The 26,155-nt window shown below is 68.1% G+C and carries 25 protein-coding genes, 1 tRNA gene, 1 other RNA gene and 1 pseudogene; 11 read left to right on the top strand and 17 right to left on the bottom strand.

The window, feature by feature from the left end:
- Positions 1 to 23: 23 nt before the first annotated feature.
- A complete protein-coding gene (locus BTZ20_RS24680; RefSeq protein WP_077043164.1) occupies positions 24 to 923 on the bottom strand; it encodes a sterol desaturase family protein in 900 nt (299 codons plus the stop codon).
- A gap of 91 nt (positions 924 to 1,014) precedes the next feature.
- Here BTZ20_RS24680 and BTZ20_RS24675 point away from each other — a divergent pair, with 91 nt between their 5' ends.
- The gene (locus tag BTZ20_RS24675; protein ID WP_145982406.1) at positions 1,015 to 1,479 is read left to right on the top strand and encodes a hypothetical protein; all 465 of its coding nucleotides are present in this window, start codon (positions 1,015 to 1,017) and stop codon (positions 1,477 to 1,479) included.
- Between the two features lie 80 nt (positions 1,480 to 1,559).
- Here the strand turns inward: BTZ20_RS24675 and BTZ20_RS24670 are convergent, their stop codons facing one another.
- Complete coding sequence (locus tag BTZ20_RS24670) at positions 1,560 to 3,722, bottom strand: MMPL family transporter (RefSeq protein ID WP_077043979.1); 2,163 nt, start codon at positions 3,720 to 3,722, stop codon at positions 1,560 to 1,562.
- A 162-nt stretch (positions 3,723 to 3,884) separates the two neighbouring features.
- Between BTZ20_RS24670 and BTZ20_RS29330 the strand changes: the two genes are divergently transcribed.
- Entirely contained in the window at positions 3,885 to 4,436 is a 552-nt protein-coding gene (locus BTZ20_RS29330) for a TetR/AcrR family transcriptional regulator (protein WP_077043162.1), read from the top strand.
- 30 nt (positions 4,437 to 4,466) lie between these two features.
- Here the strand turns inward: BTZ20_RS29330 and BTZ20_RS24660 are convergent, their stop codons facing one another.
- Together BTZ20_RS24660 and BTZ20_RS30015 are read right to left on the bottom strand one after the other, a co-directional pair.
- A complete protein-coding gene (locus tag BTZ20_RS24660; protein ID WP_077043161.1) occupies positions 4,467 to 5,585 on the bottom strand; it encodes an LLM class flavin-dependent oxidoreductase in 1,119 nt (372 codons plus the stop codon).
- 94 nt (positions 5,586 to 5,679) lie between these two features.
- On the bottom strand, positions 5,680 to 5,754 hold the full coding sequence (locus tag BTZ20_RS30015; RefSeq protein WP_354578830.1) for a putative leader peptide: 75 nt from the start codon (positions 5,752 to 5,754) through the stop codon (positions 5,680 to 5,682).
- Positions 5,755 to 5,864: 110 nt separating this feature from the next.
- Between BTZ20_RS30015 and BTZ20_RS24655 the strand changes: the two genes are divergently transcribed.
- From BTZ20_RS24655 to tgt, 4 genes are all read left to right on the top strand, one after another.
- Entirely contained in the window at positions 5,865 to 6,320 is a 456-nt protein-coding gene (locus BTZ20_RS24655; protein ID WP_077043160.1) for an RrF2 family transcriptional regulator, read from the top strand.
- Positions 6,321 to 6,381: 61 nt separating this feature from the next.
- Positions 6,382 to 8,115 carry an ABC transporter ATP-binding protein gene (locus tag BTZ20_RS24650; RefSeq protein WP_077043159.1) on the top strand — a complete coding sequence of 578 codons (1,734 nt, stop codon included), beginning with the start codon at positions 6,382 to 6,384 and terminating at the stop codon, positions 8,113 to 8,115.
- Between the two features lie 5 nt (positions 8,116 to 8,120).
- Positions 8,121 to 10,037 carry an ABC transporter ATP-binding protein gene (locus BTZ20_RS24645; protein WP_077043978.1) on the top strand — a complete coding sequence of 639 codons (1,917 nt, stop codon included), beginning with the start codon at positions 8,121 to 8,123 and terminating at the stop codon, positions 10,035 to 10,037.
- A gap of 9 nt (positions 10,038 to 10,046) precedes the next feature.
- Complete coding sequence (tgt, locus tag BTZ20_RS24640) at positions 10,047 to 11,291, top strand: tRNA guanosine(34) transglycosylase Tgt (protein WP_077043158.1); 1,245 nt, start codon at positions 10,047 to 10,049, stop codon at positions 11,289 to 11,291.
- Positions 11,292 to 11,421: 130 nt separating this feature from the next.
- On the opposite strand, the pseudogene BTZ20_RS24635 reads toward tgt, so the two are convergent.
- From BTZ20_RS24635 to BTZ20_RS24610, 8 genes and pseudogenes are all read right to left on the bottom strand, one after another.
- Positions 11,422 to 12,155, bottom strand: a pseudogene (locus tag BTZ20_RS24635) (queuosine precursor transporter).
- 100 nt (positions 12,156 to 12,255) lie between these two features.
- Positions 12,256 to 13,311 (bottom strand): hypothetical protein, encoded by a 1,056-nt coding sequence (locus BTZ20_RS24630; protein WP_077043157.1) that lies wholly within the window; start codon positions 13,309 to 13,311, stop codon positions 12,256 to 12,258.
- 88 nt (positions 13,312 to 13,399) lie between these two features.
- Positions 13,400 to 13,759, bottom strand: a complete 360-nt coding sequence (locus tag BTZ20_RS24625; RefSeq protein WP_262982619.1) for an RDD family protein — start codon at positions 13,757 to 13,759, stop codon at positions 13,400 to 13,402.
- A gap of 298 nt (positions 13,760 to 14,057) precedes the next feature.
- Positions 14,058 to 14,984: a tRNA glutamyl-Q(34) synthetase GluQRS gene (gluQRS, locus tag BTZ20_RS24620; protein WP_077043156.1), complete on the bottom strand. Its 927-nt coding sequence runs from the start codon at positions 14,982 to 14,984 to the stop codon at positions 14,058 to 14,060.
- A gap of 104 nt (positions 14,985 to 15,088) precedes the next feature.
- Positions 15,089 to 15,223, bottom strand: coding sequence for a hypothetical protein (locus BTZ20_RS29325; RefSeq protein ID WP_262982517.1), 135 nt, complete (start codon positions 15,221 to 15,223; stop codon positions 15,089 to 15,091).
- 367 nt (positions 15,224 to 15,590) lie between these two features.
- Positions 15,591 to 15,713, bottom strand: coding sequence for a hypothetical protein (locus tag BTZ20_RS29320; protein ID WP_262982516.1), 123 nt, complete (start codon positions 15,711 to 15,713; stop codon positions 15,591 to 15,593).
- A 199-nt stretch (positions 15,714 to 15,912) separates the two neighbouring features.
- Positions 15,913 to 16,470, bottom strand: coding sequence for a TIGR03086 family metal-binding protein (locus BTZ20_RS24615; protein ID WP_077043155.1), 558 nt, complete (start codon positions 16,468 to 16,470; stop codon positions 15,913 to 15,915).
- Positions 16,471 to 16,575: 105 nt separating this feature from the next.
- Positions 16,576 to 16,663, bottom strand: a tRNA-Ser gene (locus tag BTZ20_RS24610).
- Between the two features lie 106 nt (positions 16,664 to 16,769).
- Here BTZ20_RS24610 and ffs point away from each other — a divergent pair.
- Both ffs and BTZ20_RS24600 read left to right on the top strand, forming a co-directional pair.
- An RNA gene (gene ffs, locus BTZ20_RS24605) (signal recognition particle sRNA small type) lies at positions 16,770 to 16,864 on the top strand.
- Positions 16,865 to 16,909: 45 nt separating this feature from the next.
- Positions 16,910 to 18,199 carry an aminotransferase class I/II-fold pyridoxal phosphate-dependent enzyme gene (locus BTZ20_RS24600; RefSeq protein WP_077043154.1) on the top strand — a complete coding sequence of 430 codons (1,290 nt, stop codon included), beginning with the start codon at positions 16,910 to 16,912 and terminating at the stop codon, positions 18,197 to 18,199.
- A gap of 42 nt (positions 18,200 to 18,241) precedes the next feature.
- Here the strand turns inward: BTZ20_RS24600 and fepB are convergent, their stop codons facing one another.
- Positions 18,242 to 19,270 carry a Fe2+-enterobactin ABC transporter substrate-binding protein gene (gene fepB, locus BTZ20_RS24595; protein WP_077043153.1) on the bottom strand — a complete coding sequence of 343 codons (1,029 nt, stop codon included), beginning with the start codon at positions 19,268 to 19,270 and terminating at the stop codon, positions 18,242 to 18,244.
- Between the two features lie 107 nt (positions 19,271 to 19,377).
- Between fepB and fes the strand changes: the two genes are divergently transcribed.
- Positions 19,378 to 20,511 (top strand): enterochelin esterase, encoded by a 1,134-nt coding sequence (gene fes, locus BTZ20_RS24590; protein WP_223263506.1) that lies wholly within the window; start codon positions 19,378 to 19,380, stop codon positions 20,509 to 20,511.
- Positions 20,512 to 20,529: 18 nt separating this feature from the next.
- Here fes and BTZ20_RS24585 read toward each other — a convergent pair whose 3' ends face one another.
- Positions 20,530 to 21,177 (bottom strand): DUF5701 family protein, encoded by a 648-nt coding sequence (locus tag BTZ20_RS24585; protein ID WP_083742835.1) that lies wholly within the window; start codon positions 21,175 to 21,177, stop codon positions 20,530 to 20,532.
- 110 nt (positions 21,178 to 21,287) lie between these two features.
- Here BTZ20_RS24585 and BTZ20_RS24580 point away from each other — a divergent pair, with 110 nt between their 5' ends.
- Positions 21,288 to 21,872: an HhH-GPD-type base excision DNA repair protein gene (locus BTZ20_RS24580; protein ID WP_027501682.1), complete on the top strand. Its 585-nt coding sequence runs from the start codon at positions 21,288 to 21,290 to the stop codon at positions 21,870 to 21,872.
- A gap of 50 nt (positions 21,873 to 21,922) precedes the next feature.
- Here BTZ20_RS24580 and BTZ20_RS24575 read toward each other — a convergent pair whose 3' ends face one another.
- A complete protein-coding gene (locus BTZ20_RS24575; protein WP_077043152.1) occupies positions 21,923 to 22,768 on the bottom strand; it encodes a hypothetical protein in 846 nt (281 codons plus the stop codon).
- 205 nt (positions 22,769 to 22,973) lie between these two features.
- On the opposite strand from BTZ20_RS24575, the gene BTZ20_RS24570 reads away from it, so the two are divergent.
- Positions 22,974 to 23,546 carry a DUF732 domain-containing protein gene (locus BTZ20_RS24570; protein WP_077043975.1) on the top strand — a complete coding sequence of 191 codons (573 nt, stop codon included), beginning with the start codon at positions 22,974 to 22,976 and terminating at the stop codon, positions 23,544 to 23,546.
- Between the two features lie 43 nt (positions 23,547 to 23,589).
- Here the strand turns inward: BTZ20_RS24570 and BTZ20_RS24565 are convergent, their stop codons facing one another.
- Both BTZ20_RS24565 and BTZ20_RS24560 read right to left on the bottom strand, forming a co-directional pair.
- A complete protein-coding gene (locus BTZ20_RS24565; RefSeq protein ID WP_077043151.1) occupies positions 23,590 to 24,372 on the bottom strand; it encodes an SDR family NAD(P)-dependent oxidoreductase in 783 nt (260 codons plus the stop codon).
- 30 nt (positions 24,373 to 24,402) lie between these two features.
- On the bottom strand, positions 24,403 to 26,151 hold the full coding sequence (locus BTZ20_RS24560) for an N-acyl-D-amino-acid deacylase family protein (protein WP_077043150.1): 1,749 nt from the start codon (positions 26,149 to 26,151) through the stop codon (positions 24,403 to 24,405).
- Between the last annotated feature and the right edge of the window lie 4 nt (positions 26,152 to 26,155).

Here is a 26,155-nt window from a genome sequence, read left to right as displayed (position 1 = left end):
CAGGCCATCCACTGGCGGTGTGGTCAGGGCGTCCATCCCGGCGGGCCGAACACGTACCCGAACCGCTCTCGCCACGACCCGGCGGCCCGCACGTCGCGGCCGATGGCGGCGTACTCGTGTCCCTGCAGCGTGAGGATGTTGTGGGTGCGGACCGGCGTGGTCAGCCCGTAGGTGGGGCGATGCGTTTCGGGGGTGAAGGTGCCGAACATGCGGTCCCAGATGATCAGGATGCCCGCGTAGTTCTTGTCGAGGTACTCGGGGTCGCAGCCGTGATGCACCCGGTGGTGCGACGGTGTGTTGAACACCAACTCGAACGGCAGGGGCAGCCGGTCCACCCGTTCGGTGTGTACGAAAAACTGGTAGACCAGGTTGATCGAGAACCCGACGAACACCATCCACGGCGGGATCCCGATGAGCGGCAACGGGATCCACATCAGTATCTCGCCGCTGTTGTTCCATTTCTGGCGCAGCGCGGTGGCGAAGTTGAAGTACTCACTGGAATGGTGCGCCTGGTGGGTGGCCCACACGATCCGGGTGCGGTGGGCGATCCGGTGGTACCAGTAGAACAGCAGGTCGACGCCGACGATCAGGATCACCCAGGTGTACCAGGCGTCCGCAGGCAGGTGCCACGGCGCCAGGTACGCGTAGATCGCCGCGTACCCGACCAGGGCGAGCGCCTTCCATGCCGCGCTGGTCAGCACCGACACCGCACCCATCGAGATGCTGGTCCGCGCGTCCGTTGCGTCGTAACCGCCGCGCGGGGGATGAGCCCGCCCGTCCGCGCCGAGTTCGGGCGCGGCGAGGTACCGTGCCGCCGACCATTCCAAGGCGAGGAACAGGACGAAAAAGGGAATGGCGAAGGCGACCGGGTCGCGCAGCGGCGCCGGCAGCGAGTTCCACCATTCCGGTAGGGATTCCCACATGTAGAGCAGTGTGACCTGCGATACGGGACGCTGTCACCGGATGTTCACCCCCCGTGATGCGGGCGCCGACATTTGCATCCACAATGACCGGGTGAAACGCACTGTGACCGCCCTCGCACTCGGGGCCACTCTCCTCCTTGCCGGCTGCAGCTCCGAGGACACCTCGTCCGCGGCCGAGGCTTCCGCCGCTCCCACCGCAACCTGCCCCGGCGACGCCAGCGCCGACGATCCCACCGCGACCGTGATCGCGAAGTCCGCGGCGTTGCCCTCCGGCGTCACCGTCGACGGTGCCGTCACCAAGCTGAACAGCGGACAGACCCCGTCGACCGTGGATCTCACGGTCCGGGTCTGCGCGAGCGACCTCGACGGTGACGCGCTCAAGGACACCGCCTCCGCGATCGCCGTGACGGCCAAGCCGTCGCTGCTCGGGTCGATGATCGGGGTGCTGACCGTGACGGAGGTCGGCGGAGACTCCGTCCACACGACCAACTTCCAGGCCGAGAACTGGGATCCGGCGCAGCCGGCCGACAGCCACAGGGCCGCCTGGGCAAGCTAGTCCCTTCGACAACGAGCAGGGCCCGCCCTTTCCGCGATGACGGAATGGGCGGGCCCTGGGTTGTTTCCGGCTCGGCGGGGTCAGACCCGCGCGGGCTCCAGGTCCTCCTCGGGACGGCCGTGTTCGGTGACGGCGTCACCGTGGCCCGGCCACCAGGCCTTGTGGCCGAGCAGCGCGGTGATCGAGGGCACCAGGAACATCGACATCACGAACGACGAGAGCAGGATGCCCAGGGCGACAGCGAATCCCATCTCGGTCATGAAGGCGATCCCGGACAGCAGCATCGACCCGAAGGTGCCGGCCAGGATGATGCCTGCCGCGCCGACCGAGGGCCCGCCGTGTGCGATGGCCAATCGGGCTGCCTCCCTAGGGCTCTTGCCCTCGCGTGCCTCCTCGCGGAGTCGGGCGATCATCAGGATGTTGTAGTCCGTCCCGATCGCCACCACGAACAGATACAGCATGATCGGCAGCGAGAACGAGATGCCGGGCCGATCGCCGACCACGGTGAACAGGAACGCCGTCGCGCCCATGGTGGAGAAGAACACCAGCACCACCGACGCCATCAGGTAGAGCGGCGCCACCAGCGAACGCAGCAGCAGCGCCAGGATCAGCGCGATCAGCACGCCCGCGACAGGGAAGATCACCGACAGGTCGCGGTTGTTCGCGTCGCGGATGTCCGTGAACGCCGCGGTCGGCCCGCCGACGAGCACCTCGGTGCCCTCCGGTGCGGCGGCGTGCGCGGCCTCGCGCAGCGGGTCGACCGCGTCGAGTGCCTCGTTGGACTGCGGGCTGTACTCCAGCAGCAGGTTGATCTGCGCGGTGCTGCCGTCCTTGGAGATCAGTCCGAGGGCGCCCTGTTCGTTCGCGGGCATGGCGCCGCCGATGCCGGTGGAGGTGGTCAGTTCCTGTGCCACCCGCTCCACCTCGGCCGGGTCGAGCGGGGTGCCGTTGGTGGAGTGCAGGTACACCAGCGTCGGGTTGAGTGCGCCCGCGGGGAACCCGGACTGCAGGTCCTTGATGCCGCGCGCCGACTCCGTGGTCGACGGCAGCTGACCGAGCTGGTCGTAGTCCGTCTTGAAGCCGAACATGCCCAGTGCCATCACGACCAGCAGTCCGCCGGAGACAAGTGCGACCACGCCGGGGCGGCGGCCGGTGAACGCGCCGAGCTTGGCGAAGACGGTGCCCTTGGGCTCCTTCTGCCACGACTTCGACGGCCAGAACACCTTGGTGCCGATCAGCGACACGATCGCGGGGATCAGCGTCAGCGACGCGAGCGCCATGATGCCGACGCCGATGGCCAGACCGGGGCCGAGGCTGCGGAACGCGCCGAAGATCGCGAGCAGCAGCGCGCAGAACGCGACGATGATCGCGCCCGCCGCGGAGGCGATGACCTCGCCGACCCGCTCGACCGCATGGATCAGCGCGGTGGTCTTCTCCTCGCCCGCCCGCAGCCGCTCCCGGAAGCGGAACAGCAGGAACAGGATGTAGTCGGTGCCGACGCCGAACAGCACGACCGTCAGGATGATCTGCAGCGACTGGTCGACCTGCAGGCCGGTGCCCTTCGCGACCAGGGCGATGATGCCGGGCGCGATGGACGAGACGATGCCGACCGAGACGATCGGCAGCAGGGCCGCGACGGGGCTGCGGTAGATGACCAGCAGCAGCCCGATGATCAGCAGGACCGTGACGATGCCGATGATCGCCTCGGCGTTCTTGAACGCCTCCTCGTTGTCGACCATGAGGGCGGCGTCACCGGTGACGGACATCCGCAGACCGCTGTCCGCGAGGGTCTCGCCGCCGATCTTGCGGATCTCCTTGACCGCCTCACCGACCGGCTTCTCGTCGGGCATGCCCTGGAGTCCGACGCTGACCAGCTGGACTTCCTTGTTCTCGGCGAGTGCCTGCGGTCCGGTCTCGGCGACGACGACCCGATCGATGTCGGTCGCGTTGATCGAACCGGCCAGGCCCTCCACCTTGGCCTGGTCCTCCACCGTGAGCGGTTGACCGTCCTCGCGCTTGATCACGATGGTCGCCGTGGCGTCCTCGGACTTCCCGAACTGCTCCTCGGCGAGGTGCTGTGCCTGAATGGACTCGTAGGTGTCCGGCAGGAAGCCGGACTGCTCCTTGTTGAGCACGTCGGTCAGCGTGGGCGCGAGCGCCACGACCGCGACGGCGGCGATGATCCACGCCGCAATGATTTTCCATGGATTGTGTACAACGAATCGAGCAAGTTTCCCGAACATGTGCCCCTCCACACCGCGTTCTGCAAGTTTGCCTACCGTGCGGTAGGTAGACTACGCACCCATTCGGGTGACCGACAACTGGAATGATTCGTCGCCGCGCTGCACGGGGCCTTATGGTGCCGTTGTGTTCGGACAGGACCGGAGGAAGAAAGGTGGTCGACGATGGGCGCGCGAGATACCAGGTCGGCCATCAGGGAGGCCGCGCTTCGGCAGTTCATCGCCAAGGGCGTCGAGCAGACCAGCCTGAGGGAGATCGCCGACGAGGTCGGCATCACCAAGGCCTCGCTCTACTACCACTACGCCTCCAAGGCCGACTTGCTGCTGGCCATCGTGACGCCGATCCTGTTCGTCATGCGTGACGTCGCCGACGTGCTCGATCAGGCGCCGCACACCGCCGACGGAATCCGGGAGGTGTTGCGCCGCTACCTGATCGGGCTGCTCAACCACCGCGCAGAGGGGTCGCTGTTCGTCCGGGACGCCTCGGCGATGACCGCCACGCTCGGCCCGATCCTGCCCGAGCTGATCGAGATCAACCGGCGGATCAACATCTGGTTGGCGGGTCCCGACGCCCCCGCGGAGTCCACGATCCGCGCGGTCGCGGCGTTGGAGGTGCTCAACACGGCGCTGTCGGCGAACGCGGCGGTGCCGCAGGCCGACGACGAGGAGCTCTTGCGGGTGCTGCTCGACGCGGCGATGGGCGTACTGCGGCTGTAGGCCCGGTCGGCCGCAGACGCCCCGCCCGGCTCACGCAGGGATCAGCGCCCGCTCACTCGCCAGCAGGCCGCGGCGCGCCAGGATCGGCCGCACCCCCTCGCCGAACCAGTACGCCTCCTCCAGGTGCGGGTACCCGGAGAGCACGAACTCGTCCAGCCCCAGCGAGTGGTACTCCTCGATCCGGTCCGCGACCTCCTCGTGGCTGCCGACCAGCGCGGTGCCCGCCCCGCCGCGGACCAGCCCGACGCCCGCCCACAGGTTCGGGGAGATCTCAAGCGACGCGGTGCTGCCGGCGTGCAGGGCCGCCATCCGCCGCTGTCCCTCCGACTCGGACCGCGCGAACCGGGCGCTGGCCTCGGCGACCGCGGTGGGGTCGAGGCCTGCGAGCATCGTGTCGGCGACCGCCCACGCCTGACTCGAGGTGTCGCGGGTGATCACGTGCAGCCGGATGCCGAATCGGACGGTGCGCCCCGCCCGTTCGGCGTGCTCGCGGACCGCGGCGATCTTCGCGGCCACCTGTGCCGGCCGCTCGCCCCAGGTGAGGTACACGTCGGCGTGCGCAGCCGCCACCGGCAGTGCCGCCGCGGAGGAGCCGCCGAAGTAGATGGGCGGCACCGGGTTCGGCGGCGCCGAGGTGGTCGCGCCGACCAGCTTGTAGTGCTCGCCGTTGAAGTCGAAGGGGGCCTCGCCCCACGTCCCGCGCAGGGCCTGCAGGAACTCGGCGGTGCGGGCGTAGCGCTGGTCCTTGGTCAGCCAGTCGCCGTAACTCCGCTGCTCCTGCGAGTCGCCCCCGGTCACCACGTTGAGCAGCAGTCGCCCACCGGACAGGCGCTGGTAGCTGGCGGCCATCTGCGCGGCAAGCGTCGGCGAGATGACCCCGGGCCGGAACGCGACAAGGAACTTGAGCCGCTCGGTCAGCGGGATCAGGGCGGCCGTGGTCAGCCAGGCGTCCTCGCAGTGCGTCCCGGTGGGGGTGAGCACGCCGGTGAACCCGGCCTGCTCGGCCGCGCGGGCGACCTGGGTCAGGTACTCGAGGGTCGGGGCCCGGTTCCCGGCGGTCCTGGGATCGGCGGTGGAGGAGTTCGAGTTGTCCACGATGCCGCGGCCGTCGCCGGCGGTGGGCAGGAACCAGTGCAGGTCGATGCTCATGAAGGGTGCTCCGAGATGTCAGTGCGGCGGGCGTGCGCGCGCCGGTCGACGAGCCGTTATGGCCCGGTCGCGGGAGGGGGAGCGGGGCGGATCGCTACTGACAGAGCGCGGCGGCAACGCGCAGGAGGTCGACGTGGCGTCGCACCGTGAGCGCAGGGTTGCCGGACATGCGTCCAGGCTGGCAGTGGCGTGTGTGGCCTGTCAACTGCGCTTGCCCGATTTCATACCGCGATGGTAGGAATCAACCGCCGGACGGACCGGTCAGGCGAGGGGGCAGCCGTGCACATCACCGCGAAGGTGGACTACGCCGTGCGCACCCTGGTCGAACTGGCCGCGGCGGGGGAGGCGCCCGCGAAGGCGGAGTACCTCGCGAACGCGCAGACGATCCCGCACAAGTTCCTCGAGGCCGTCCTCGGTGACCTGCGCCGGGCAGGAATGGTGCACAGCAGGCGGGGTCCGGACGGCGGGTACTGGCTGGCCCGGCCCGCAGCCGAGATCACCGTCGCCGACGTGATCCGGGCCGTGGAGGGCCCGCTGGCCTCGGTGCGGGGCCAGCGCCCCGAGGAGGTGCACTACGACGGGCCCGCCGCCCCGCTGCTCGACGTGTGGATCGCGGTACGGGTGAACCTGCGGGTCGTCCTGGAGGGCGTCACCGTCGCGGACATCGCCTGCGGCAGGCTGCCCGGATTCGTCGAGCGGCTCACCGCCGACCCGGAGGCATGGCGGAGGCGCTGAGCTGCGGGTTCGACCGGTGTATCCCGCCGATCGCAGCGGCCGATTGGTAGCCTCGAAGCCTATGTTGTACTCACTGCTGCGCACCTACCTGCGCCCATACGGTGGTGACCTGGCGGGTGTCGTTGCGCTTCAGTTGATCTCGACCCTGACCACGCTGTATCTGCCGAGCCTCAACGCCGAGATCATCGACAACGGCGTCGCCAAGGGCGATACCAGTGTGGTGCTCTCCACAGGCGGCACGATGCTGCTCATCACCTGCCTGCAGGTCGCGTGCAGCATCGGCGCCGTGTACTTCGGCGCCCGCGCCGCGATGGGCATGGGCCGTGACCTGCGCGGCGCGGTCGTGCACCAGGTCGGCCGGTTCTCCGCGCGCGAGGTCGGCTACTTCGGGGCGCCGTCGCTGATCACCCGCAGCACGAACGACGTCCAGCAGATTCAGATGGTGGTGGTGATCAGCTGCACCATCCTGGTGGCTGCGCCGATCATGGGCATCGGCGGCATCGTCATGTCGATCCGTCAGTCGCAGGGCCTGGCCTGGGTGCTCGCCGTCGCGGTCCCGCTGCTGGGCCTGGCGATGTACCTGGTGATCTCGAAGATGGTGCCGCAGTTCCGGCTGATGCAGTCGCGGATCGACGCCATCAACCGGGTCCTGCGCGAACAGATCACCGGCATCCGGGTGGTCCGGGCGTTCGTCCGTGAATCGCACGAGATGCGGCGTTTCGGCGCGGCCAACGAGGACCTGGCAGGCACCGCGTTGCGGGTCGGCAAGCTGATGGCGCTGATGCTCCCGATGGTGATGCTCATCGCGAACATCACCAGCGTCGCGGTGCTCTGGCTCGGCGGCCACCTCATCGACAAGGGCTCCATGCAGATCGGCTCGCTCACCGCGGTGCTCTCCTACATCATGCAGATCCTGATGGCGGTGATGATGGTGACCGTCATCGCCGTGATCCTGCCGCGCGCCTCGGTGTGTGCCGAGCGGCTCACCGAGGTCCTCGACACCGAGCCGTCGGTGCAGGCCTCGCCGAAGCCGCTCACCAGCTGGCGCGAGCGCGGCATCGTCGAGATGCGCGGCGCGACCTTCGCCTTCCCCGGTGCCGAGGCGCCGGTGCTGCGGAACGTGAGCTTCCTGGCCGAACCCGGCATGACCACCGCCATCATCGGCGGCACCGGATCCGGCAAGTCCACCCTGCTGAACCTGATCCCGCGGCTGATCGACGTCACCGGCGGCGAGGTCCGCGTCGGGGCCGCCGACGTCCGGGTCATCGACCCCGACCAGCTGCGTTCCTCGATCGGCCTGGTCCCGCAGAAGCCGTATCTGTTCTCCGGGACGGTGGCAAGCAACCTGCGGTACGGCAGGCCGGACGCGACGGACGCCCAGCTGTGGCGATGTCTGGAGATCGCGCAGGCCGCCGACTTCGTCCGGGCCATGCCGGGGGGCCTCGAGTCCCCGATCGCGCAGGGCGGCGCCACCGTCTCCGGCGGTCAGCGGCAGCGGTTGGCGATCGCAAGGGCCCTGGTCCGGGAACCGGAGATCTACCTGTTCGACGACTCGTTCTCCGCGCTGGACCTGAGCACCGACGCCCGGCTGCGGGCCGCGTTGGCGCCGGTCACCAGGGACGCCTGCGTGATCATCGTCGCGCAGCGGGTCTCGACGATCATCGAGGCCGACCAGATCATCGTGCTCGAGGACGGTGCCATCGTGGGGATCGGTACCCACGCCGAGCTCGTCGACCGTTGTCAGACCTACGCGGAGATCGTCGCGTCCCAGCTCGCCGCTCAGGCGGCGTCGTGAGCGCCATGCGCGGCCCGATGGCCGCCGCGGGCCCGCCGTCGAAGAAGCCGATGGACTTCGGTCCGTCCGCGAGGCGTCTGCTCAAACGACTGTCCCCAGACAAGTTCGCGGTCGGACTGGTCCTCGTACTGGCGGCGATGAGCGTGGTGCTCAGCGTGGTGGCCCCGAAGATCCTCGGGCACGCCACCAACATCATCTTCGACGGTGTCGTCGGAAGGCAGCTGCCCGCGGGCCTCACCAAGGACCAAGCGGTCGACGAGTTGCGGGCACAGGGGCAGAACACCTTCGCGGACATGGTGTCCTCGATGGACGTGGTGCCCGGCACCGGGATCGACTTCGGCGCGCTTGGCCGGGTGCTCGCCGTCGTGCTCGTGATCTACCTGGCGGCCTCGCTGTTCAGCTGGGTGCAGGGCTACGTGCTCAACATCGTGGTGCAGCGCACCATCATGCGGTTGCGCGCGGATGTCGAGGAGAAGATCCACCGGCTGCCGTTGCGATATTTCGACACCAACCCCCGCGGCGACCTGCTCAGCCGCGTCACCAATGACATCGACAACATCGCCCAGACCGTGCAGCAGACGATCAGCCAGCTGCTGACGTCGGTGCTCTCGGTGATCGGCATCCTGGCCATGATGCTGTGGATCTCGCCGCTGCTGGCGATGGTCGCGGTGGCGACCGTGCCGCTGTCGGTGCTGGCGACCACGCTGATCGCGAAGCGGTCGCAGAAGCACTTCGTGGCGCAGTGGACCACCACTGGCGCGCTGAACGCGCAGATCGAGGAGTCCTTCACGGGGCACGAGCTGGTGACCGCGTTCGGCCGCCAGCGCGAGGTCGGGGCCGCCTTCGACGAGCGGAACGAGCAGCTCTACCAGTCCGGTTTCCAGGCGCAGTTCATCTCGGGCATGGTGATGCCCGCGATCAACTTCCTCGGCAACCTCAACTACGTGGCCGTCGCGGTGGTGGGCGGCATGCGGGTGGCGTCCGGGTCGATGAGCCTGGGCGACGTGCAGGCCTTCATCCAGTACTCGCGTCAGTTCACCCAGCCGCTCACCCAGATCGGCGCCATGACCAACCTGATGCAGTCCGGCGTCGCGTCCGCCGAGCGGGTCTTCGCGCTCCTCGACGAGGACGAGCAGTCGCCGGATCCCGCGTCACCCGCCACGCCGGTGGTCCGCCGCGGTCACGTCGAGTTCGAGAACGTGTCGTTCCGCTACAAGGAGGAGCAGCCGCTCATCGAGAACCTGTCGCTGACCGCGGAGCCGGGACACATGGTGGCGATCGTGGGTCCGACCGGGGCAGGCAAGACCACCCTGGTGAACCTGATCATGCGGTTCTACGAGGTGGACTCGGGCCGAATCAGGTTGGACGGCACCGACATCACCACCATGTCGCGCGACGACCTGCGGTCCCGCATCGGGATGGTGCTGCAGGACACCTGGTTGTTCGGCGGCACCATCCGGGAGAACATCGCCTACGGGCACCCCGACGCCACCGAGGCACAGATTCGCGAGGCGGCCCGGATGAGCTACGTGGACCGTTTCGTGCACTCGCTGCCCGCGGGATACGACACCGTCATCGACGAGGAGGGCGGCAATGTCAGCGCAGGCGAGAAGCAGCTCATCACGATCGCGCGGGCATTCCTCTCACAACCGTCGATCCTGATCCTCGACGAGGCCACCAGTTCGGTGGACACCCGCACCGAGCTTCTGGTCCAGCACGCCACCGCGGCGCTGCGCAGCGACCGGACGAGTTTCGTCATCGCGCACCGACTCTCGACCATCCGCGACGCGCACCTGATCGTGGTGATGGAGGAGGGTCACATCGTCGAGCAGGGCACCCACGAGGAACTGCTCGCCCGGCGCGGGGCGTACTTCGAGCTCTACAACAGCCAGTTCGTCGGACCGGCCGAGGCGGCCGTGTGAACAGGCTGATTGGATGACACGGTGAGCCAACCCTTCTTCACCCTCGGCACTCGGCTGCCGGACCGCCTGGGCCGGACCGGCACCATCCACACCCCGCACGGTGAGATCCAGACCCCGGCGTTCATCGCGGTCGGTACCAACGCCACCGTCAAGGCGGTGCTGCCGGAGACGATGAAAGAACTTGGCACGCAGGCTGTTCTGGCGAATGCGTATCACCTGTACCTGCAGCCGGGGCCGGACATCGTGGACGAGGCGGGCGGTCTTGGCCGGTTCATGAACTGGCCGGGCCCGACGTTCACCGACAGCGGCGGATTCCAGGTGATGTCGCTGGGCGTCGGCTTCAAGAAGGTGCTCTCGATGGACTCCGTCGGGGTCCAGTCCGACGACGTGATCGCCGTCGGCAAGGAGCGGCTCGCGCACGTCGACGACGACGGGGTGACCTTCAAGTCGCACCGGGACGGCTCCAGGCACCGGTTCACGCCGGAGATCTCGATGAGCATCCAGCACCGGCTCGGCGCGGACATCATCTTCGCGTTCGACGAGTTGACCACCCTGTTCAACACCCGTGGCTACCAGGAGGAGTCGGTCGAACGCACTCAGGCGTGGGCGGTGCGGTGCATCGCCGAGCACGAACGTCTGACCGCCGAGCGCAGCCACCGCCCGTACCAGGCGCTGTTCGGCGTCGTGCAGGGCGCGCAGTACGAGGACCTGCGCAGGCAGGCCTGTCGGGGGCTGGAGTCGATCGTCGGCGAGAGCGGCAACGGCTTCGACGGTTACGGGATCGGCGGGGCGCTGGAAAAGCAGAACCTCGGGACCATCGTGCGGTGGTGCAACGAGGAGCTGCCCGAGCACAAGCCGCGGCACCTGCTGGGCATCAGCGAGCCGGATGACCTGTTCGTGGCCATCGAGAACGGCGCCGACACGTTCGACTGCGTGAATCCGTCACGGGTGGCGCGAAATGCCGCGATTTACACGACCACCGGCCGGTTCAACATCAACACGAGCCGTTTCCGGCGCGATTACAACCCGATCGACGACGAGTGCGACTGCTACACCTGCAAGAACTATTCGCGGGCGTATCTGCACCACCTGTTCAAATCGAAAGAAATGCTGTCGTCGACGCTCGCGACCATTCACAACGAACGATTCACCATCCGGTTGGTGGACCGGATCCGGGAGAGCATCGAGGGTGGCTACTTCGACGAACTGAAGTCGGAGACGCTGGGACGGTTCTACGCCACCAGCCGCGTCTAGCCCGGCGTGCTCGGCGCTCCGACGCCGGTCGAGCAGCAGGTCAGCCCGGACCTCGAGGGGCTCCTCGGCCGCCCGCCCCGGACCTTCGCGGAGTGGGCGGCGCGCAACGTCGACGCCTTCCGGCGAGCGGTCAGCTCGCGATCACGTAGGTCGGTTCGTGCTTCTTGACATAAGCGATCGCGCGGTAGGTGATCGGCATGACCAGAACCTCGACCAGCGTCTTCCACAGGAAGCCGACGATCAGGTAGTTGAAGAAGTCGCCCCACGTGCTGATCCCGATCGCACCCGCCGCGATGGCGCAGAAGATCAGGGTGTCGGCGAATTCGCCGACCACGGTCGACCCGATCAGCCGGGCCCACAGGTGCTTCTCCTTGGTGCGCTCCTTGATGCTCACCATCACCAGCGAGTTCAGCAACTGGCCGACGAGGTACCCGGCCAGGCCTGCCAGCAGCAGCCGGGGGTACACCCCACCACGGCCTCGAGTGACGCCTGGTTGACATAGAAGTCCGCGGACGGCAGCTCCAGCAGCAGCCAGAAGCAGGCCGATGCCAGGATCATTGCCCCGAAGCCCAGGTAGATGGCCCGCCGGGTGGCCTTGAAGCCGTACACCTCGCTGAGCACGTCGCCGAGGATGTAGGCCATCGGGAAGAGGAAGAACCCGCCGTCGGTGATGATCGGCAGGATCTGCAGCGGGCCGACGCTGAGTTCGGCACCCGCGAAGAAGGCCACCCCCTTGGTGGCGCAGATATTCGAGATCAGCAACACGGCGGTGAAGAGCGCCACGATCGTGGGGTAGTAGCCGCGACTGACGTGCGCGAAGGTCGCGTGCTCGGGGTTCTTCTCGGCGTGCTCTGACACTGTCACGACGCCATCCAAGCATCACAACGCCGCAGGGCGCGACCTCGACCCTGATGGGAAGAGCTCGCGCCCTGCGGCGGGTGCGCGGTTTGTCCGGTTGTCCGGATCAGGGGGCGATCGGGCCCCTGACCACCACGCGGTAGGCGTACGTGGAGGCGATGACGGTCAGCGGGATGGTCACCAGCAGGCCGAGACCGCACAGCAGCGCGCCCACGATGTTGATGCCGACCAGCGCCAGCGCGAGGAGCAGCAGAGGTCCGACGTTCTGCGAGATGGCGCTGAAGCTGGACTTGATCGCGGTGATCGCGTCCTGGTTCTGGTCGATCACGAACTGCAGCGTCCACCAGGTCAGGAACACGATGATCAGGCCCGGGATGATGAACAGCACGAAGCCGATCGCCGACAGCACACCGACGATGAAGCTGGCGAGGATGATCGCCCCGACGTTGTTGAACTGGAAGAACGAGCCGATCGCCGGCTTGTTGCCGTCCACCTCGTGCAGGGCGCCCCGGATCATGGCCGCCTGGATGAGGTATGCGACGACGGTGGTGACGATGGTGCCGAGGATGCTCCATGGCGAGAAGGCATCGGAGAAGTCGGTCGAGTTGCCGGTCCCGAAGATCAGGCTGAGCGCCACCTGGATGACGGCCGCGATCAGGACGATGCCGATCCAGATCCCGGCGTTGGCCTTGAACTTGTTCCAGGAGTAGCCGAGCGCGTCACCGACCGTGAGCTGCGGGGTGCCGCCGGGGCCACCGAAGCCGGGGGCCGAGAACGCGTCCGCACCGTATCCGGGCGGCGGCGGGTAGCCACCTTCGCCCGCGCCGTATCCGGGGGGCGGCGGGTAGCCGCCGGGCATGTTGGGGGCGCCCTGCTGGTATCCGGGCGGGGGCGGGTAACCGCCGGGCTGCGGCGCGCCCTGCTGCGGGTATCCGGGCTGCGGTGCGCCCTGCTGCGGGTATCCGGGCGGCGGCGGGTAGCCACCGGGCGGGGGCGGGTAGCCACCGGGCGGGGGCGGGTAGCCGCCGGGAGGCGGGGTCGCGCCTGGCTGCGGGTGGCCGGGCGGCGGCGGGTACCCGCCGGCAGGCGGATTCTGCGGCGGAATCGGATTGTCCGGGGTGCCCTCGTTGCCAGGCTGGCCGGGCGGTGGGTTTTCGCTCACAGTCTTCCTTCTTTTGTGCGGTTGAGTTGTGGTGCATCCCGAACTCGAACAACGGCGGATTCGGGTGAAACGGTCGTGCGGTGATCGATCAGCCCCTGACGACCTGGGTTCCGCCTGCCAGTTCGTCGTGCTTGCCCTGCTTGGTGGGGCTCGAATTGATGGTCACCGCGATCACGATGACCGCGATCAGGCTCAGGAGCCCGCCGATGAACGGGATGATGTTGAGCAGGTTGAACGCCTCGCGGATGGAGGCCTGCTGCGGGGTCGGGTTGCCGCCGCCGGGACCGCGCACGCTCAGTCCGAGCATCTTCTTGCCCGGGGTCCAGCCCCTGATGTCGAAGACCACGAAATACGCGAACGTCAGGATGCCCGAGACCAATCCGCTGATGGCGATGTTGTCGGTGACGCCGAAGGCGATCAGCAGGATCCAGGTGACGACTCCGACCAGGATGTAGTCGACGAGCCGCGCGCCGAACCGAATCCCGAGGCTGCCGGGTTCGGCGCCGCCAGGGAATGCGCCCCCGCCACCTGGTCATTGAATTGTGGCGGAGTCGGGTAGGACGGTTCGCCTGGTTGGTTCTGGTTCTGATCAAATCCACCGGTGGTCATGTTTTCCCCTCGGATACGGTCTGATTGCTGCCATTCAACGGTGTTCGTCATACACAGTGCTTAGTGACCCTACGTGCGATCCCCATTGCCCGGTACCCTGCCGTTCGCCGAATACGTTGCGATTGCGCAAACATCCATTAAAGATCCGCGAATACCCAGGCGGTTCGCGGGAGCGCGACGGGATCGAAACCTCGAAGTAACTCGTCCAGTCCGGGCTTGTCGCCTGCCTCGGCCATTCCGAGCGAGGCGGCCAGGATTCCTCGCACCTCGTCGGGGGTGCGACCCAGGGCCCGCTGGTCGGCCAGCGTGACGGCGCCGTCGCGTTTGGCCAGCCGCTTACCGTCCGAATTGAGTGCCAGCGGGACATGCGCGTAGCGCGGCACCGTCAGCGAGAGCAGCGAGGCCAGGTAGGCCTGCCGCGGCGCGGAGGAGAGCAGGTCGTCCCCGCGTACCACCTGGTCGACGCCCTGCTCCGCGTCGTCGACCACCACTGCCAGGTTGTAGGCCGGGATGCCGTCGCCGCGCCGGAGCACCACGTCGTCGATGGCGCCGGTGTAGCGGCCGTGCAACTCGTCGTCGATCGCGAACTCGGTGATCTCCGCACGCAGCCGGATGGCCGGGGGCCTGCCCGAGTCGTGCTTCGCCGCGATCTCAGCGACGCTCAGGTCGCGGCAGGTACCGGGGTAGTGGCCGTCCGGTCCGTGCGGAGCCGAGGCGGCCTGCTGGATTTCTCTTCTGGTGCAGAAACATTCGTAGGTACGGCCGGCGGCGGTGAGTTCGTCGATGGCGGCGTCGTAGCGCACCAGGCGTTCCGACTGCCGGACGATCGGACCGTCCCAGTCCAGCCCCAGGGCGGCCAGGTCGTCGAGCTGTCGCGATTCGGCACCCGCCCGCACCCGGTCGAGATCCTCGATTCGCATCAGGAATCTCCGGTCGGTGGAGCGGGCGAACAGCCACGCCAGCATCGCGGTCCGGAGGTTGCCGAGGTGCAGGTCGCCGGACGGGCTCGGGGCGAACCGTCCAGCCCCGCTTGAACCTGCACCGTTCGGGGCCGACTGTGGCATGACGTCAGCCTAACGAGTGGGGGCGACCCGCCAGGAACGGTCCGGGTGTGACATCGGCCCCCGCCCGGGAGGGGCGGGGGCCGACGCTCGGCAACTGAGGGGGCTCAGCTGCTGAAGGCACCGACCAGGCTGCCGAAGATGCCGCCCGCGCCGGTGAGGACCTCGGAGATGACGTCGATTCCGCTGCTGCCGGTGTCGGCGCCTGCGGGTGCGGCTGCGATGGGGGTGATGTTTGCCATGGGATTCCTCCAGGAAGTCTGTGTCGTTCGATCTGCATCGCGGACTGTATCGGAGGTTCTGCGCGTGTGCATCCGTTGAAATCGCAGGGTTTCTGTTCGGTTAACGCCAGCCAACGCGGCGGGAAACAAGCTGTGTTGCAACCCTTCCGGAGTATGAACAGATCGTGTAGAAGCCGACGTCTTGGCGGGTCCGGATCGTCTCCGGCGGGGTGAGCTGGCCGGGCATGGTCGTCTGTGTGAACATCTGCGGAATATCGGTGGTTACTGAAATACCTTGATGGGCACTGTGCTTCGCCAGTTCTGATTTGAATACGAAAGAGCCCCGCCCGAAAACGGTTGGGCGGGGCCGATCTTGGCTGGACGAGTGTCAGCTGATGGTCACGTTGTTCAGCGTGTCGAGCACGGCCTTGATGGTGGTGCCGAGGATGTCGTTGATGCCGCCGGCGGTCGTGGCGGTGGTGTCGAGTACGGAGCTGCCGGTGTCTGCCATGGTGGTTCCTCCCGAGTGGATTGTGCGTCGACGGCCGACGCATCGCGGACAGTAGTGAAGGGTCCGGAGCCGCGCAGTGCGAGCGAAGCGGTCACCGTTGGCCGGCGCCCGCGGCCTGATCGATCGCCGTGGTCACGCGGGTTCCGCTTCGGGCGGCGTCCTTCACAGAGTGTCGACCGTCACAGCGCCCCGGGGCGGCTCAGGCCCGCCTGCCGAGCAGGCCGAGGACCCGCGTCTGCTCGTCCGCGTCGGCGGGAACCGCGACCGCGGGACCGCAGACCCCGGGTCCGTGCAGGGCCTCGCCCATCCGCTCGGCGAAGCGGGCGAGCATCGCCAGGTCCCCGGGATCGATGGCCGTGTCGGCACCGGTCGCCTTCGCGATGTCCCAGCCGTGCACCACCAGGTCGAAGGTGTAGAAGGAGCCGAACGTGTCGGAGACCTTCGCCGTACCCATCTGCCCCTCGTACTCGCGATCGGCGCGCTCGGGATCGTCGAGGATCTCCTGCACGGCGTCGCGGGTCTGCGTCCAGGCCCCGACAGGGTCGACAGCGACGTCGGGGACCGCCGGGAGCGTCATGCCCGCCGCGTTGACCGGGAAGGATTGGGTCTCGATGACGTGCCGGAGCACGTCCCTGGCGGTCCAGCCCTCGCAGGGTGAGCTGTTGTCCCAGCGGTCGGCGGGCACGGCTTCGACACGGCGGGTCAGTTCGGCGGCGAGTCGACGGTAGAGATCGGCGTTGCTGGTCGTGGTGGTCATGGCTCCATGGTGCGACCCGGCGACGAGCCGGTCTTGAAGATTCACGACATCCGTCCACCCCGGATACGACGATGGCCCCCGATCCGGAGATCGGGAGCCATCGTGTGGCGGAGGATAGGGGATTTGAACCCCTGAGGGCGTTAACCCAACCCGCGTTCCAGGCGAGCGCCATAGGCCACTAGGCGAATCCTCCGTGGGCGAGCATACCGGCTAACCCGCCCCGAAATGAAAACGGCCCCCCGAACGGGGCGAAAGCTCGGCCGCCTGTCGGCCCCCGGACGGGCATGGCTACACTCGTGGACGGATCCCGCGCGGCGCGCATCCTGTGAACTCCCCCAGGGCCGGAAGGCAGCAAGGGTCAATGGGCTCTGCCGGGTGCGCGGGGTCCCCTTTATTTTTGCGCACCTCCGACAGTCGCGCCGGTGAAAGGTCTTTCGGCATGCCTACCCAAACCCAAGTTGGGTTGATGAGCCATGAGGAACTCCGTTCGGAGCACGAGCGTCAGTCCGCGAATTACGCGCAGCTCAAGACGGAGAAGCTCACCCTCGACCTGACCCGTGGGAAGCCGTCGCCCGAGCAGCTGGACCTCTCGCAGGCGCTGCTCGCGTTGCCGGGAGCCGAGTACCGCGACGGCAACGGAGTGGACTGCCGCAACTACGGCGGCCTCACCGGGCTGCCGGAGCTGCGCGCCATCTTCGGGGAACTGCTCGGCATCCCGACCGAGAACCTGTTGGCCGGCAACAACGCGAGCCTCGAGATCATGCACGACATCATCGTGTTCGCGCTGCTGCACGGCACCCCCGACTCGGAGCGGCCGTGGTCGCAGGAGCCGAAGATCAAGTTCCTGTGCCCGAGCCCCGGCTACGACCGGCACTTCGCGATCACCGAGTCGTACGGGATCGAGATGATCCCGGTCCCGATGCGGCATGACGGCCCGGACGTCGCGCTGATCGCCCGGCTGGTCGCCGAGGACCCGCAGATCAAGGGAATGTGGGCGGTGCCCACTTACTCGAACCCGACCGGTGCCGTCTTCTCGGAGGAGGTCGTGCGGACGCTGGCCTCGATGCCGACCGCGGCCCCCGACTTCCGGCTCTTCTGGGACAACGCGTACGCGGTGCACCCGCTGGTCGAGGAGTTCGAGGCCCCGCTTGACGTGCTGGGCATCGCGGCGGCCGCCGGGCACCCGAACCGGCCGTTCGTGTTCGCGTCGACCTCGAAGATCACCTTCGCGGGCGCAGGCGTCAGCTTCGTCGGCGGGTCCACGCAGAACCTGGCCTGGTACCAGCAGCACCTGGGCAAGAAGAGCATCGGCCCGGACAAGATCAACCAGCTGCGACACCTGATGTTCTTCAAGGACGCCGACGGGGTCCGCGCGCACATGGACAAGCACCGGGAGATCCTGGCGCCGAAGTTCGCGCTGGTCCTGCAGATCCTCGAGGATCGGCTCGGGTCGTCGAAGGTGGCGTCCTGGACCGAACCCAAGGGCGGCTACTTCATCAGCCTCGACGTCGTCGAGGGCACCGCGAAGCGGGTCATCGGCCTGGCGAAGGAGGCCGGCATCGCATTGACCGCCGCCGGCTCGGCCTTCCCGTACGGCACCGACCCGGAGGACAAGAACATCCGGCTCGCGCCGAGCTTCCCGTCCACCGACGACCTCGCGAAGGCGATGGACGGCGTGGCGACCTGCGTGTTGCTGGCCGCCACCGAGAAGTCGCTCGAGCGCCTGTGAGCCCCGCCGCCGCTGCGGCGACGGAACTCACGGGGGCACCGCCTACGTCAATTCGTTGACGACGCGGTCGACGAAGTTCCCCGCGCTGTAGTAGTCGAGGCGGAAGCTGTCGTAGCCAAGTGCGAACACGGCGTGCCGCTGCACCGAGGGGATGCCCTGCAGCGTCGGGTCGGCGGCGAGCGCGTCGGCGGCGGGCTGTTCGGCGTTGATGATGAAGGTGGCCGCCCCAGGAAGCGCGCGGGAGAGGTTCTCCAGCCCGACCGGGACGACGTCCGCGCGACCAGCCATCACACCCTTGTCGGCGTTCGCGATGTCCGCAGGCAGCGGTGCGAGGGCCATGCCCAGGCGGTCGACCAGCTGGCCCTGCGCTGACTCGGCGGTGAACATCCGCGAATCCTGCGGCGAGTTGTAGGTCAGCAGATTCACCGGGGTGAAGCCCGCCTGCAATGCGGGGGCGATGGTGGACCGCGCCGCCGCGACCTTGGTGTCGAACTCGTTGATCAGCTGGCCGGCCCGGTCCTCGGCGCCGATGGCGTCGGCGATCTGGGTGGTCAACTCCTGCCAGGACTTGTCGGTGTAGTCGAAGACGAGCGTCGGCGCGATCTTGGAAAGCAGGTCGTACTGTTCGGCGGCGGAGTCGCCTCCGCGCGCGGCGACCACGATCAGATCCGGAGTCGCGGCAGTGATCTTCTCGATGTTGGTAACGCCCTGGTACAGGACGTCGACCCCGCGTTGCAGCGCGATGCCTGCCCACTGACTGAACAGGCCGTTCTCATCGGTGACCGTGCTCTTCGGCTGCGCGCCGGTGCCGATCAGCGGTGCGTCCAGCGAGAGCAGCGCCCCGGTCAGGGTGACGCTGGTGGACACGATGCGCTGCGGCTGCGTCTCGACGGTCACCGGTCCCCTTGCGGTGTCGACCGTGCGCGGCCATGCGCCCGACTCGCTCACGGCCGGAGCCTGGGCGGGGGCCTCCTCGGACGAGCAACCCACCGCGGTGGCGCCGATCACGAGCGCTCCCAGTAGTAGCGCGTACGGGGCACGGCGCGCCCGGTCTGCTGTGGTTCGGAACAACTTTCCTCCTATGGCAATCTGTACGATCAAACGAAAAGCTTAGGAGAGCATTGCCTAATTTTGGGAGGTTGGTTTCAGGGACCATCCCGGCCTCGGAGGTCGAAACCGTGCGCCGCAGGTTCGACGCTTCGGGGGGTCCGCTCGTCGGTCCGGGGCCGCCGGGGCACGTGACCGCGACGTTCATCTGGCGTCGGCCGCCCGGATCGCCGGTGCGGCACGTTTATCTGGACGCCAATGGCATCACCGACCGCAATTGCCCGGATCGCAACGCGCTGACGCCTGTCCCGGGCACCGACCTGTGGGCCCTGTCGATCCAGGTCCCGGAGCAATGGCGTGGCGGCTACGGGTTCCTGCCCCGCGTCGACCCCATCACCCGACCCGAGCCGGGACAGACGGAGTGGCAGTGGTGGCGGGGCGTCCTGGCCGGACTCGTCGTCGACGACGGCAATCCGCTCCCGACGACGGCGACCATGGGTCAGCCCGCGCGCTCGGAGGCGGTGATGCCGGGCGCGAACCCGCAGCGCTGGTGGGGTCCGGCACGCGCCGAACCCCGCGGCACCATGCGGTGCGAGGCCCGCACGCTGGCGGGCGTGTCGCGACGGATGTGGACCTACGAGCCGCCAGGACTGCCGGCCGATGACCGTCCGGTGGCGCTGCTGTTCGACGGTCAGGTGACCGCCCTCGAGACGCCCCTGGCCCCCGCGCTCGACCTGCTCGCCGACCGGGGCCATCGGGTGCCCCTCGTCGTCATGGTCGACAGCATCGGCCCCGAGCGGCGGTCGATCGAGTTGACCTGCAACGCGGACTTTCTGGCCGCCCTGACCGACGACCTGTTGCCGTCGCTGCGCGCAGATCTGGCCGTGACCGCCGATCCGCGGTCGGTCCTGGTCGCAGGGACGAGCTACGGAGGACTGGCCGCCACGTACGCTGCCCTGCACGCCCCCGGGCACATCGGCGGGGCCGTCAGCCTGTCCGGTTCGTTCTGGTTGCCGGGGCCGCAGATGTCGGGCCACCCGGTGCAGGAGCAGATCGGCCTCGCCGATGACGGCGAGGCTCGATTCTGGATGGCGGCGGGGACGCTCGAACCGCGATTGATCGAGCAGAACCGGCAGGTCCGAGACCTACTGAGGGCCAAGGGCTTCGATGTCGACTACCGCGAGTTCTGCGGTGGGCACGACTACATCCACTGGCGGGACGGGCTGGTCGAAGGTATTGCGACGCTGCTCGGAACGGTTCGGTGATCCCGCCCGGATTGATTGTCAGCCGATCCGCTTTCCGGCGGAGGCTGAGCCGAGCCAGGTGTGCGGGTTTCCGTTCCAGCACCAGCCCAGTTTCGGTCTGCGTTGGCTGATCCACAGCGCGGGCACCCGTTTGTCGCCGCACCGTGACGACAGCAGCGAGAAGCACTTGTTCTTGCGGAGCATGTCGGGCCGCACGGTGATCAGCGCGATGCCCTCCTCGACAGTGAGCCCGGTGCGTCCCATCGCGGTAAGCGACGCCATGGCGGTCTCGGGTGTGACGTTCAGGTACGCGCTCCCGGTGTCGATGTTCATCAGCGCGTAGCCGATCCCGTCCGGTATCTCGACGGACTCGATCGGTCGGAACCGGGCGAGCTCGGCAGGCTCGAAGTCGGCGAACCCCTGTTGGGTGCCGAGGGCGGTGCGCGACATCGCCTCGTGCGCGTCGATGGAGGCGCCCTGTGCGGTACGCGCGACGACCAGGACGAACGGGACGTGATCCTCCCCGTGGTCGGCGGCGCTCTCCGGGTGCGCGAGCACCGCCGCGCGGAGCGGTTCCAGCGCGGCCGCGAAGTCGGCATCGGACAGTCCAGTCAGGCCGGGGTGGCCCGCCTCGGTGAGTGCGCCGATCTGGCGGTCGAACTCGATGTCGGTCGTAGTCGCAGTCAAGGATCCCTCGTTTCCGTACGGTGTACCGAACTCAACGGGCGATGCCGCGAGATTGTTCCCGGACGCCGGGAGGGTCGAAAGTTCGCCGCCGGAAATGGCAGGATCGGGCCATGGCACTCACGCTGCACCTCGCCGGAGACGCTGATGCGGACGCGCTGCTCGCCGCGGATCCACTCGCCCTGCTGATCGGGATGCTGCTCGATCAGCAGATCCCGATGGAAGTGGCCTTCGCCGGTCCGAAGAAGCTCGACGACCGGCTGTCCGGATTGGACGTGCACAAGATCGCGGAGATGGATCCGGACGCGTTCCTCGCGCTCTGCGCGACGCCGCCCGCCGTGCACCGGTTCCCCGGGTCGATGGGCAAGCGAATCCAGGACCTGTGTATCTACCTCGTCGAGCACTACGACGGCCGGACCGAGGCGATCTGGACCGAGGGCGATCCCGACGGCCGTGAGGTGCTCAAGCGGCTCAAGGCGCTGCCCGGCTACGGGGATCAGAAGGCCAGGATCTTTCTCGCGTTGCTGGGCAAGCAGATCGGCGTAGCGCCGGAGGGCTGGCGGGAGGCGGCCGGGGCGTATGGGGACGACGGCTCGCGCCGGTCCATAGCCGACGTCGTCGACGACCGAACCCTTGGCGAGGTCCGCGAGTTCAAGAAGTCCGCGAAGGCGGCGGCGAAGGCCGCAAAGGCGAAGTGAGTGGTAGCCGTTCCCGGCCCTGATGGTCGGCCGGGAACGGCTACCCGTGGTCAGCTGCCGGAACTGCCGCTCGATCCCGAGCTGCCGCTGCCGTCGGCGCCCTCGAGCGGGTCGGTGCCGCCGTTGGCGGACGGGAACAGGTATCCGGTGGAAGTGCTTTTGAGTGAGGTGTTCTCGCTGCTGGGGACCTTGGCGCGCCAGTTGACGATCGGGTCGAGGGCGCCGAACGGTCCGCATCCGGTCGCGCCGGGCAGTGCGAAGCCAGTGGCCGCGTTCTTGACGTTCGACATCCACACGGTGCCGGCAGGGTAGGGGTCCTCGACGTGGGACTGGACGGCGTCCTCGGGGGTGTTGACGTTGTCGAGCTCGAAGACAACCGGGTTTTCCGGGGAGCCGATGTAGCAGTTGTCGCCGAGGAAGGCGTTGTTGATCTTCAGGCGGACCGGCAGCGTGAGGTCGAAGTCGGTGATGATGCCGTTGAGCTTGGGCACCGAGACCGCCTGCACCTCGGAGGTGACGGCCGCGAGGCCGAAGAGGTTGTCCAGCGGCAGGTCGACCCCGAGAACGCCGCCGGGCACGGTCATCGGCTTGCTGTAGACGCCGAAATGCCCGTCGTCCCTTGGGATCATGTCGCCCTCTGGCGGGAGCGTCGCGGCGATGATCATGTCGCCGTCCTCCATCGGCAGCGTGAAGCCGTTGTTGTCGAAGGTGCCGCTGTTCACGACGACGCTGAGGCAGCCCTCGCTGACCGCGGGGTCGCAGACCGCGCCGCCGGGGACCGGGGTGGTGCCGGGGGCGGCCGAGGCCGTCGGTGCGGCGAGGATCAGCGCGCCACCCGCGGCGAGCCCGGCGACCGCGCGCCGGGCGTATCGATGTCGATGCTCAGATCTCTTCATGCGTTTCCTTCACCAGTCGGACGGGCTGTGGCGGGATGTGTGCATGCGTGTGTCATCCCGGATGAGCTGTGTTTGCAATCACATTCGAAAGACAAGACAGAGTTATAGCACGCGCCAAGTCCTTCGTGTCCTTTTCTAAGGAAAGACATTCGGCCTGGTGAAAAGCGGCAAACCTCGCAAACCATCTATGCCAGACTCTGCGGCCATGAGATCTGTGCGAATCGCCGAAATCGCCGCGCTCATAGTGGGTTGCGGTGTCGTCGCCGCCTGCGGCGGGCAACAGGACGAGGCCGTCGGTGCGGAGCGGAGCTCGGTCGCGAGCCCGACCGTGGTGGCCGCGATGGCGTCGGCGGAGCAGTCGGCCGATGCACGGGCAGCGGTGATCGAGCCCCAAGCGCCGCCCGCCGTGGTTCCGTCGATTGCCGCGCCCGAGCCTGTGCCCGATCCCGGGCAGCCGGTACCCCCGCCGCCCCCCGAACCCCGTGTGGCGGAAGCGATCGATGCGCGCTCCCCGGACCAGGTCGTCGCGGAATCGGGGGAGAGGGGGCAGCGCTACCTCGGCGCCCTCCGCGCCGCTGGCCTGCCGCCGTCCGGAATGGATGCGGCGGAGATCCTCTACGCGCAGGGCGCCTGTGAGGCGCTGGCGGACGGCACGCCACGCCCGGAAGTGTTGCGGGAGTTCGCCGGAGTGGGCCAGGCGTACTCGAGGTTCATTCCGATGTCCTCGGATCAGGTTGCCGAGACGTACGTCTCGGCCGCCGAGCAGGTCTACTGCTGAGCGCCCTCAGGCGGACGGCTCGACCTCGCTCGGCGGCCGAGCATCAGCCCGCGAGCTTGCTGAAGTTCGGGAAGTTGGACAGTTCCCAGCCGCCGTCGACGACCAGGCTCGCACCGGTGATGTAGCCCGCGTCGTCGCTGGCCAGGTACAGGCAAGGCCCGGCGACCTCGTCGGGCGTCGCCGCCCGCGCCATCGGGATGCGTTCGAGGAACATCGCCTGCGCGGGCTCGTAGGCCAGCACCGGGGCGACCAGCGGGGTGTCGACGAGTCCCGGCAGCACGGAGTTGACCCGGATGCCCGACGATGCCAGCTCGAGAGCGGCATTCTTGCTGAACATCTCGACGCCCGCCTTGCCGGTCGCGTACGGGCTGCCCCCCGGCATCGGCACATGGGCGTTCAGCGAGGAGACGTTGACGATGGCCCCGCCGCGCCCACCGGCACTCATGCGCCGCGCCTCGTGCTTGGTGCAGAGGAAGACGCCCTTCTGCACCAGGTCGATGGTGAAGTCCCAGTCGGCTTCGTCGAGATCGACGATCGCGCCGACGCGGGACGCGCCCGCCACATTGAAGGCCAGATCCAGCGCCCCGAACCGGGTCACAGCGGCGTCCAGGGCCGCCGCGACCTCGTCCTCCTTGGTCACGTCGGCGGTGACGGGCAGAAACGCCTTCCCGAACTCGGTGGCCATGGCGCCGAGCGCATCACCGGCCAGGTCGATCCCGACGACGTTGGCGCCCTCGGCCATCAGGCGGATCGCGATGGCCTCGCCGATGCCGGACGCCGCGCCGGTCACCGCTGCCGTCTTGCCGGCAAACCTGGTCTCACTCATCCGTGCTACTTCCGTTCATCGGGTTTTGGGTCACTTTTCGCCCGCTCGCAGGAACCGCCCCGTGCGACGGGTCCCGAGCACGGCCGTCGGTTCCCCTTCTCGGACTACGCATTCGCCGCCGACGAACACCGCGGACACCGCGTCGTCGTTCCGGTTGACCATCCTGGAGAGTCCGTCGTACTCCGGGACCGGGCATTCGGCATAGGCCTCGAGCGAGGCGTCGAGATGTGCCGGGTCGATCACCACCACATCGGCCCGGTCACCCTTGCGCAGGTGCCCGGCGTCGAGTTGGTACCAGTCGGCGAGCTCGCCGGTGAGCCGGTGTACAGCCTGCTCCACGGACATGAACGGATTCCCCGCTTGCTCGGCGTCGCGCACGCGACGAAGCAGGCGGAGGCCGAAGTTGTAGAAGGCCATGTTGCGCAGGTGAGCGCCGGCATCCGAGAACCCGAGCTGCACACCGGGATCGGAGGCGAACTTGTTGAGCACCTCGGGCCGGTGGTTCGAGATCGTGGTGCGCCACCGCACCTTGGTTCCGTATTCGACCACGAGATCGAGGAAGGCGTCCACCGGGTGTATTCCACCCCGGTCGACCCCGACCTGTCCGAAGGTCTTGCCGATCACGGATTCGTCCGGGCATTCGACGATCTCGGCGTCGAAGAAGTCGCGGTGCCAGACCCGCGGTCCGTACTTCTTGTCGTAGTCCTTACGGAACCGGCGGCGGTAGGACTCGTCGGCCAGCAGCGCGCTCCGCGCCTCGAGCTGGTTGGACAGGTCCAACGCCGCAGCCCCGGACCCGAACTCCTCGAAGACCGGCAGGTCGATGCCGTCGGAGTACACCTCGAACGGGACGGGCAGGTGCTGCCACCGGAAGTCGCCGCGCATACCGTTGACGGCCCGTGCCATCGCCGGGAAGACGTGCGCCACAGCCGGTATCGCCTTGACGTCGGCGGCCGAGAGCAGGCTCACCTTCAAGGGGCGGCGGAAGAGCCCCACGCTACTCAGCGCCAACGCGACCATGGACTGCGGGCGGCCGACGTCCGGGCCCGCCTGCAATGCCCGGCCCCGGCGCCGGAGGATCGCACTGAGCCTGCGACGTTCCTGCCGCGTCGAGTACGTCGAGGGCAGGGTCCTGGACCGGCAGACCTCGCCGTCGAGCTTGTCGAACAGCAGTTCCTGCGAGGACATGCCGATGAAGCCCGCGTCGAGCGCCTCCTCGAGTTTGGCTGCCATCGCGTCGAGTTCGGCCGGGGTGGGCTTGACGTCCTTGCGGGTCGCCCGATCCAGACCCATCTGCGCGGCACGGATGTCCGAATGGCCGATGAAGGAGGCCACGTTCGGGCCAAGGGGCAACGCCTCGATCGCCTCGACGTACTCGTGCGCCGAGGTCCAGGTCTTGGACTCGGTGAGCGTGTCGACCACGTGTTTGCGCGGAATTGCCTCGACCCGGCCGAACAGGTCGCCCGCATCGGAGGGGCCGGCATGGACCGCCGACAGCGAGCACGACCCAAGGAAGATCGAGGTGACGCCGTGCCGCACCGACTCCTTGAGTCCCGGACTCAGGATGACCTCGATGTCGTAGTGGGTGTGGATGTCGACCATGCCAGGGATGACCCACTTCCCGGCGGCGTCGACGACCTGCGGGCAGTCCGCCTCGTCGAGTGCCTCGACCGATACGGCGGCCACCCGTCCGTCGCGGATGCCGAGGTTCCTGGTCTCGGACCGTGCGCCGGTGCCGTCGAACCACCGGCCGTTCTTGATGATCACGTCGTAGCTCATTGCA

The sequence above is a fragment of the Rhodococcus sp. MTM3W5.2 genome, from assembly GCF_001984015.1.
GTDB classification, from domain to species: domain Bacteria; phylum Actinomycetota; class Actinomycetes; order Mycobacteriales; family Mycobacteriaceae; genus Rhodococcus_G; species Rhodococcus_G oryzae.
Note: the sequence above shows the minus strand (reverse complement) of the source record. Positions and strands in the feature narration are given on the sequence as shown.

Bases quoted from the DNA above. Each gene is read 5' to 3' on its own strand.
- BTZ20_RS29325 (WP_262982517.1), bottom strand. From the start codon at position 15,223: ATGGCAAACATCACCCCCATCGCAGCCGCACCCGCAGGCGCCGACACC.
- BTZ20_RS24660 (WP_077043161.1), bottom strand. From the start codon at position 5,585: ATGAGCATCGACCTGCACTGGTTCCTGCCCACCGCCGGCGACGGCCGC.
- gluQRS (WP_077043156.1), bottom strand. From the start codon at position 14,984: ATGCCACAGTCGGCCCCGAACGGTGCAGGTTCAAGCGGGGCTGGACGG.
- BTZ20_RS24650 (WP_077043159.1), top strand. From the start codon at position 6,382: ATGTTGTACTCACTGCTGCGCACCTACCTGCGCCCATACGGTGGTGAC.
- BTZ20_RS24670 (WP_077043979.1), bottom strand. From the start codon at position 3,722: ATGTTCGGGAAACTTGCTCGATTCGTTGTACACAATCCATGGAAAATC.
- BTZ20_RS24600 (WP_077043154.1), top strand. From the start codon at position 16,910: ATGCCTACCCAAACCCAAGTTGGGTTGATGAGCCATGAGGAACTCCGT.
- BTZ20_RS24575 (WP_077043152.1), bottom strand. From the start codon at position 22,768: ATGAAGAGATCTGAGCATCGACATCGATACGCCCGGCGCGCGGTCGCC.
- BTZ20_RS24580 (WP_027501682.1), top strand. From the start codon at position 21,288: ATGGCACTCACGCTGCACCTCGCCGGAGACGCTGATGCGGACGCGCTG.
- BTZ20_RS24645 (WP_077043978.1), top strand. From the start codon at position 8,121: ATGCGCGGCCCGATGGCCGCCGCGGGCCCGCCGTCGAAGAAGCCGATG.
- BTZ20_RS29330 (WP_077043162.1), top strand. From the start codon at position 3,885: ATGGGCGCGCGAGATACCAGGTCGGCCATCAGGGAGGCCGCGCTTCGG.
- BTZ20_RS24560 (WP_077043150.1), bottom strand. From the start codon at position 26,151: ATGAGCTACGACGTGATCATCAAGAACGGCCGGTGGTTCGACGGCACC.
- BTZ20_RS24570 (WP_077043975.1), top strand. From the start codon at position 22,974: ATGAGATCTGTGCGAATCGCCGAAATCGCCGCGCTCATAGTGGGTTGC.
- BTZ20_RS24615 (WP_077043155.1), bottom strand. From the start codon at position 16,470: ATGACCACCACGACCAGCAACGCCGATCTCTACCGTCGACTCGCCGCC.
- BTZ20_RS24565 (WP_077043151.1), bottom strand. From the start codon at position 24,372: ATGAGTGAGACCAGGTTTGCCGGCAAGACGGCAGCGGTGACCGGCGCG.
- BTZ20_RS29320 (WP_262982516.1), bottom strand. From the start codon at position 15,713: ATGGCAGACACCGGCAGCTCCGTACTCGACACCACCGCCACGACCGCC.
- BTZ20_RS24680 (WP_077043164.1), bottom strand. From the start codon at position 923: ATGTGGGAATCCCTACCGGAATGGTGGAACTCGCTGCCGGCGCCGCTG.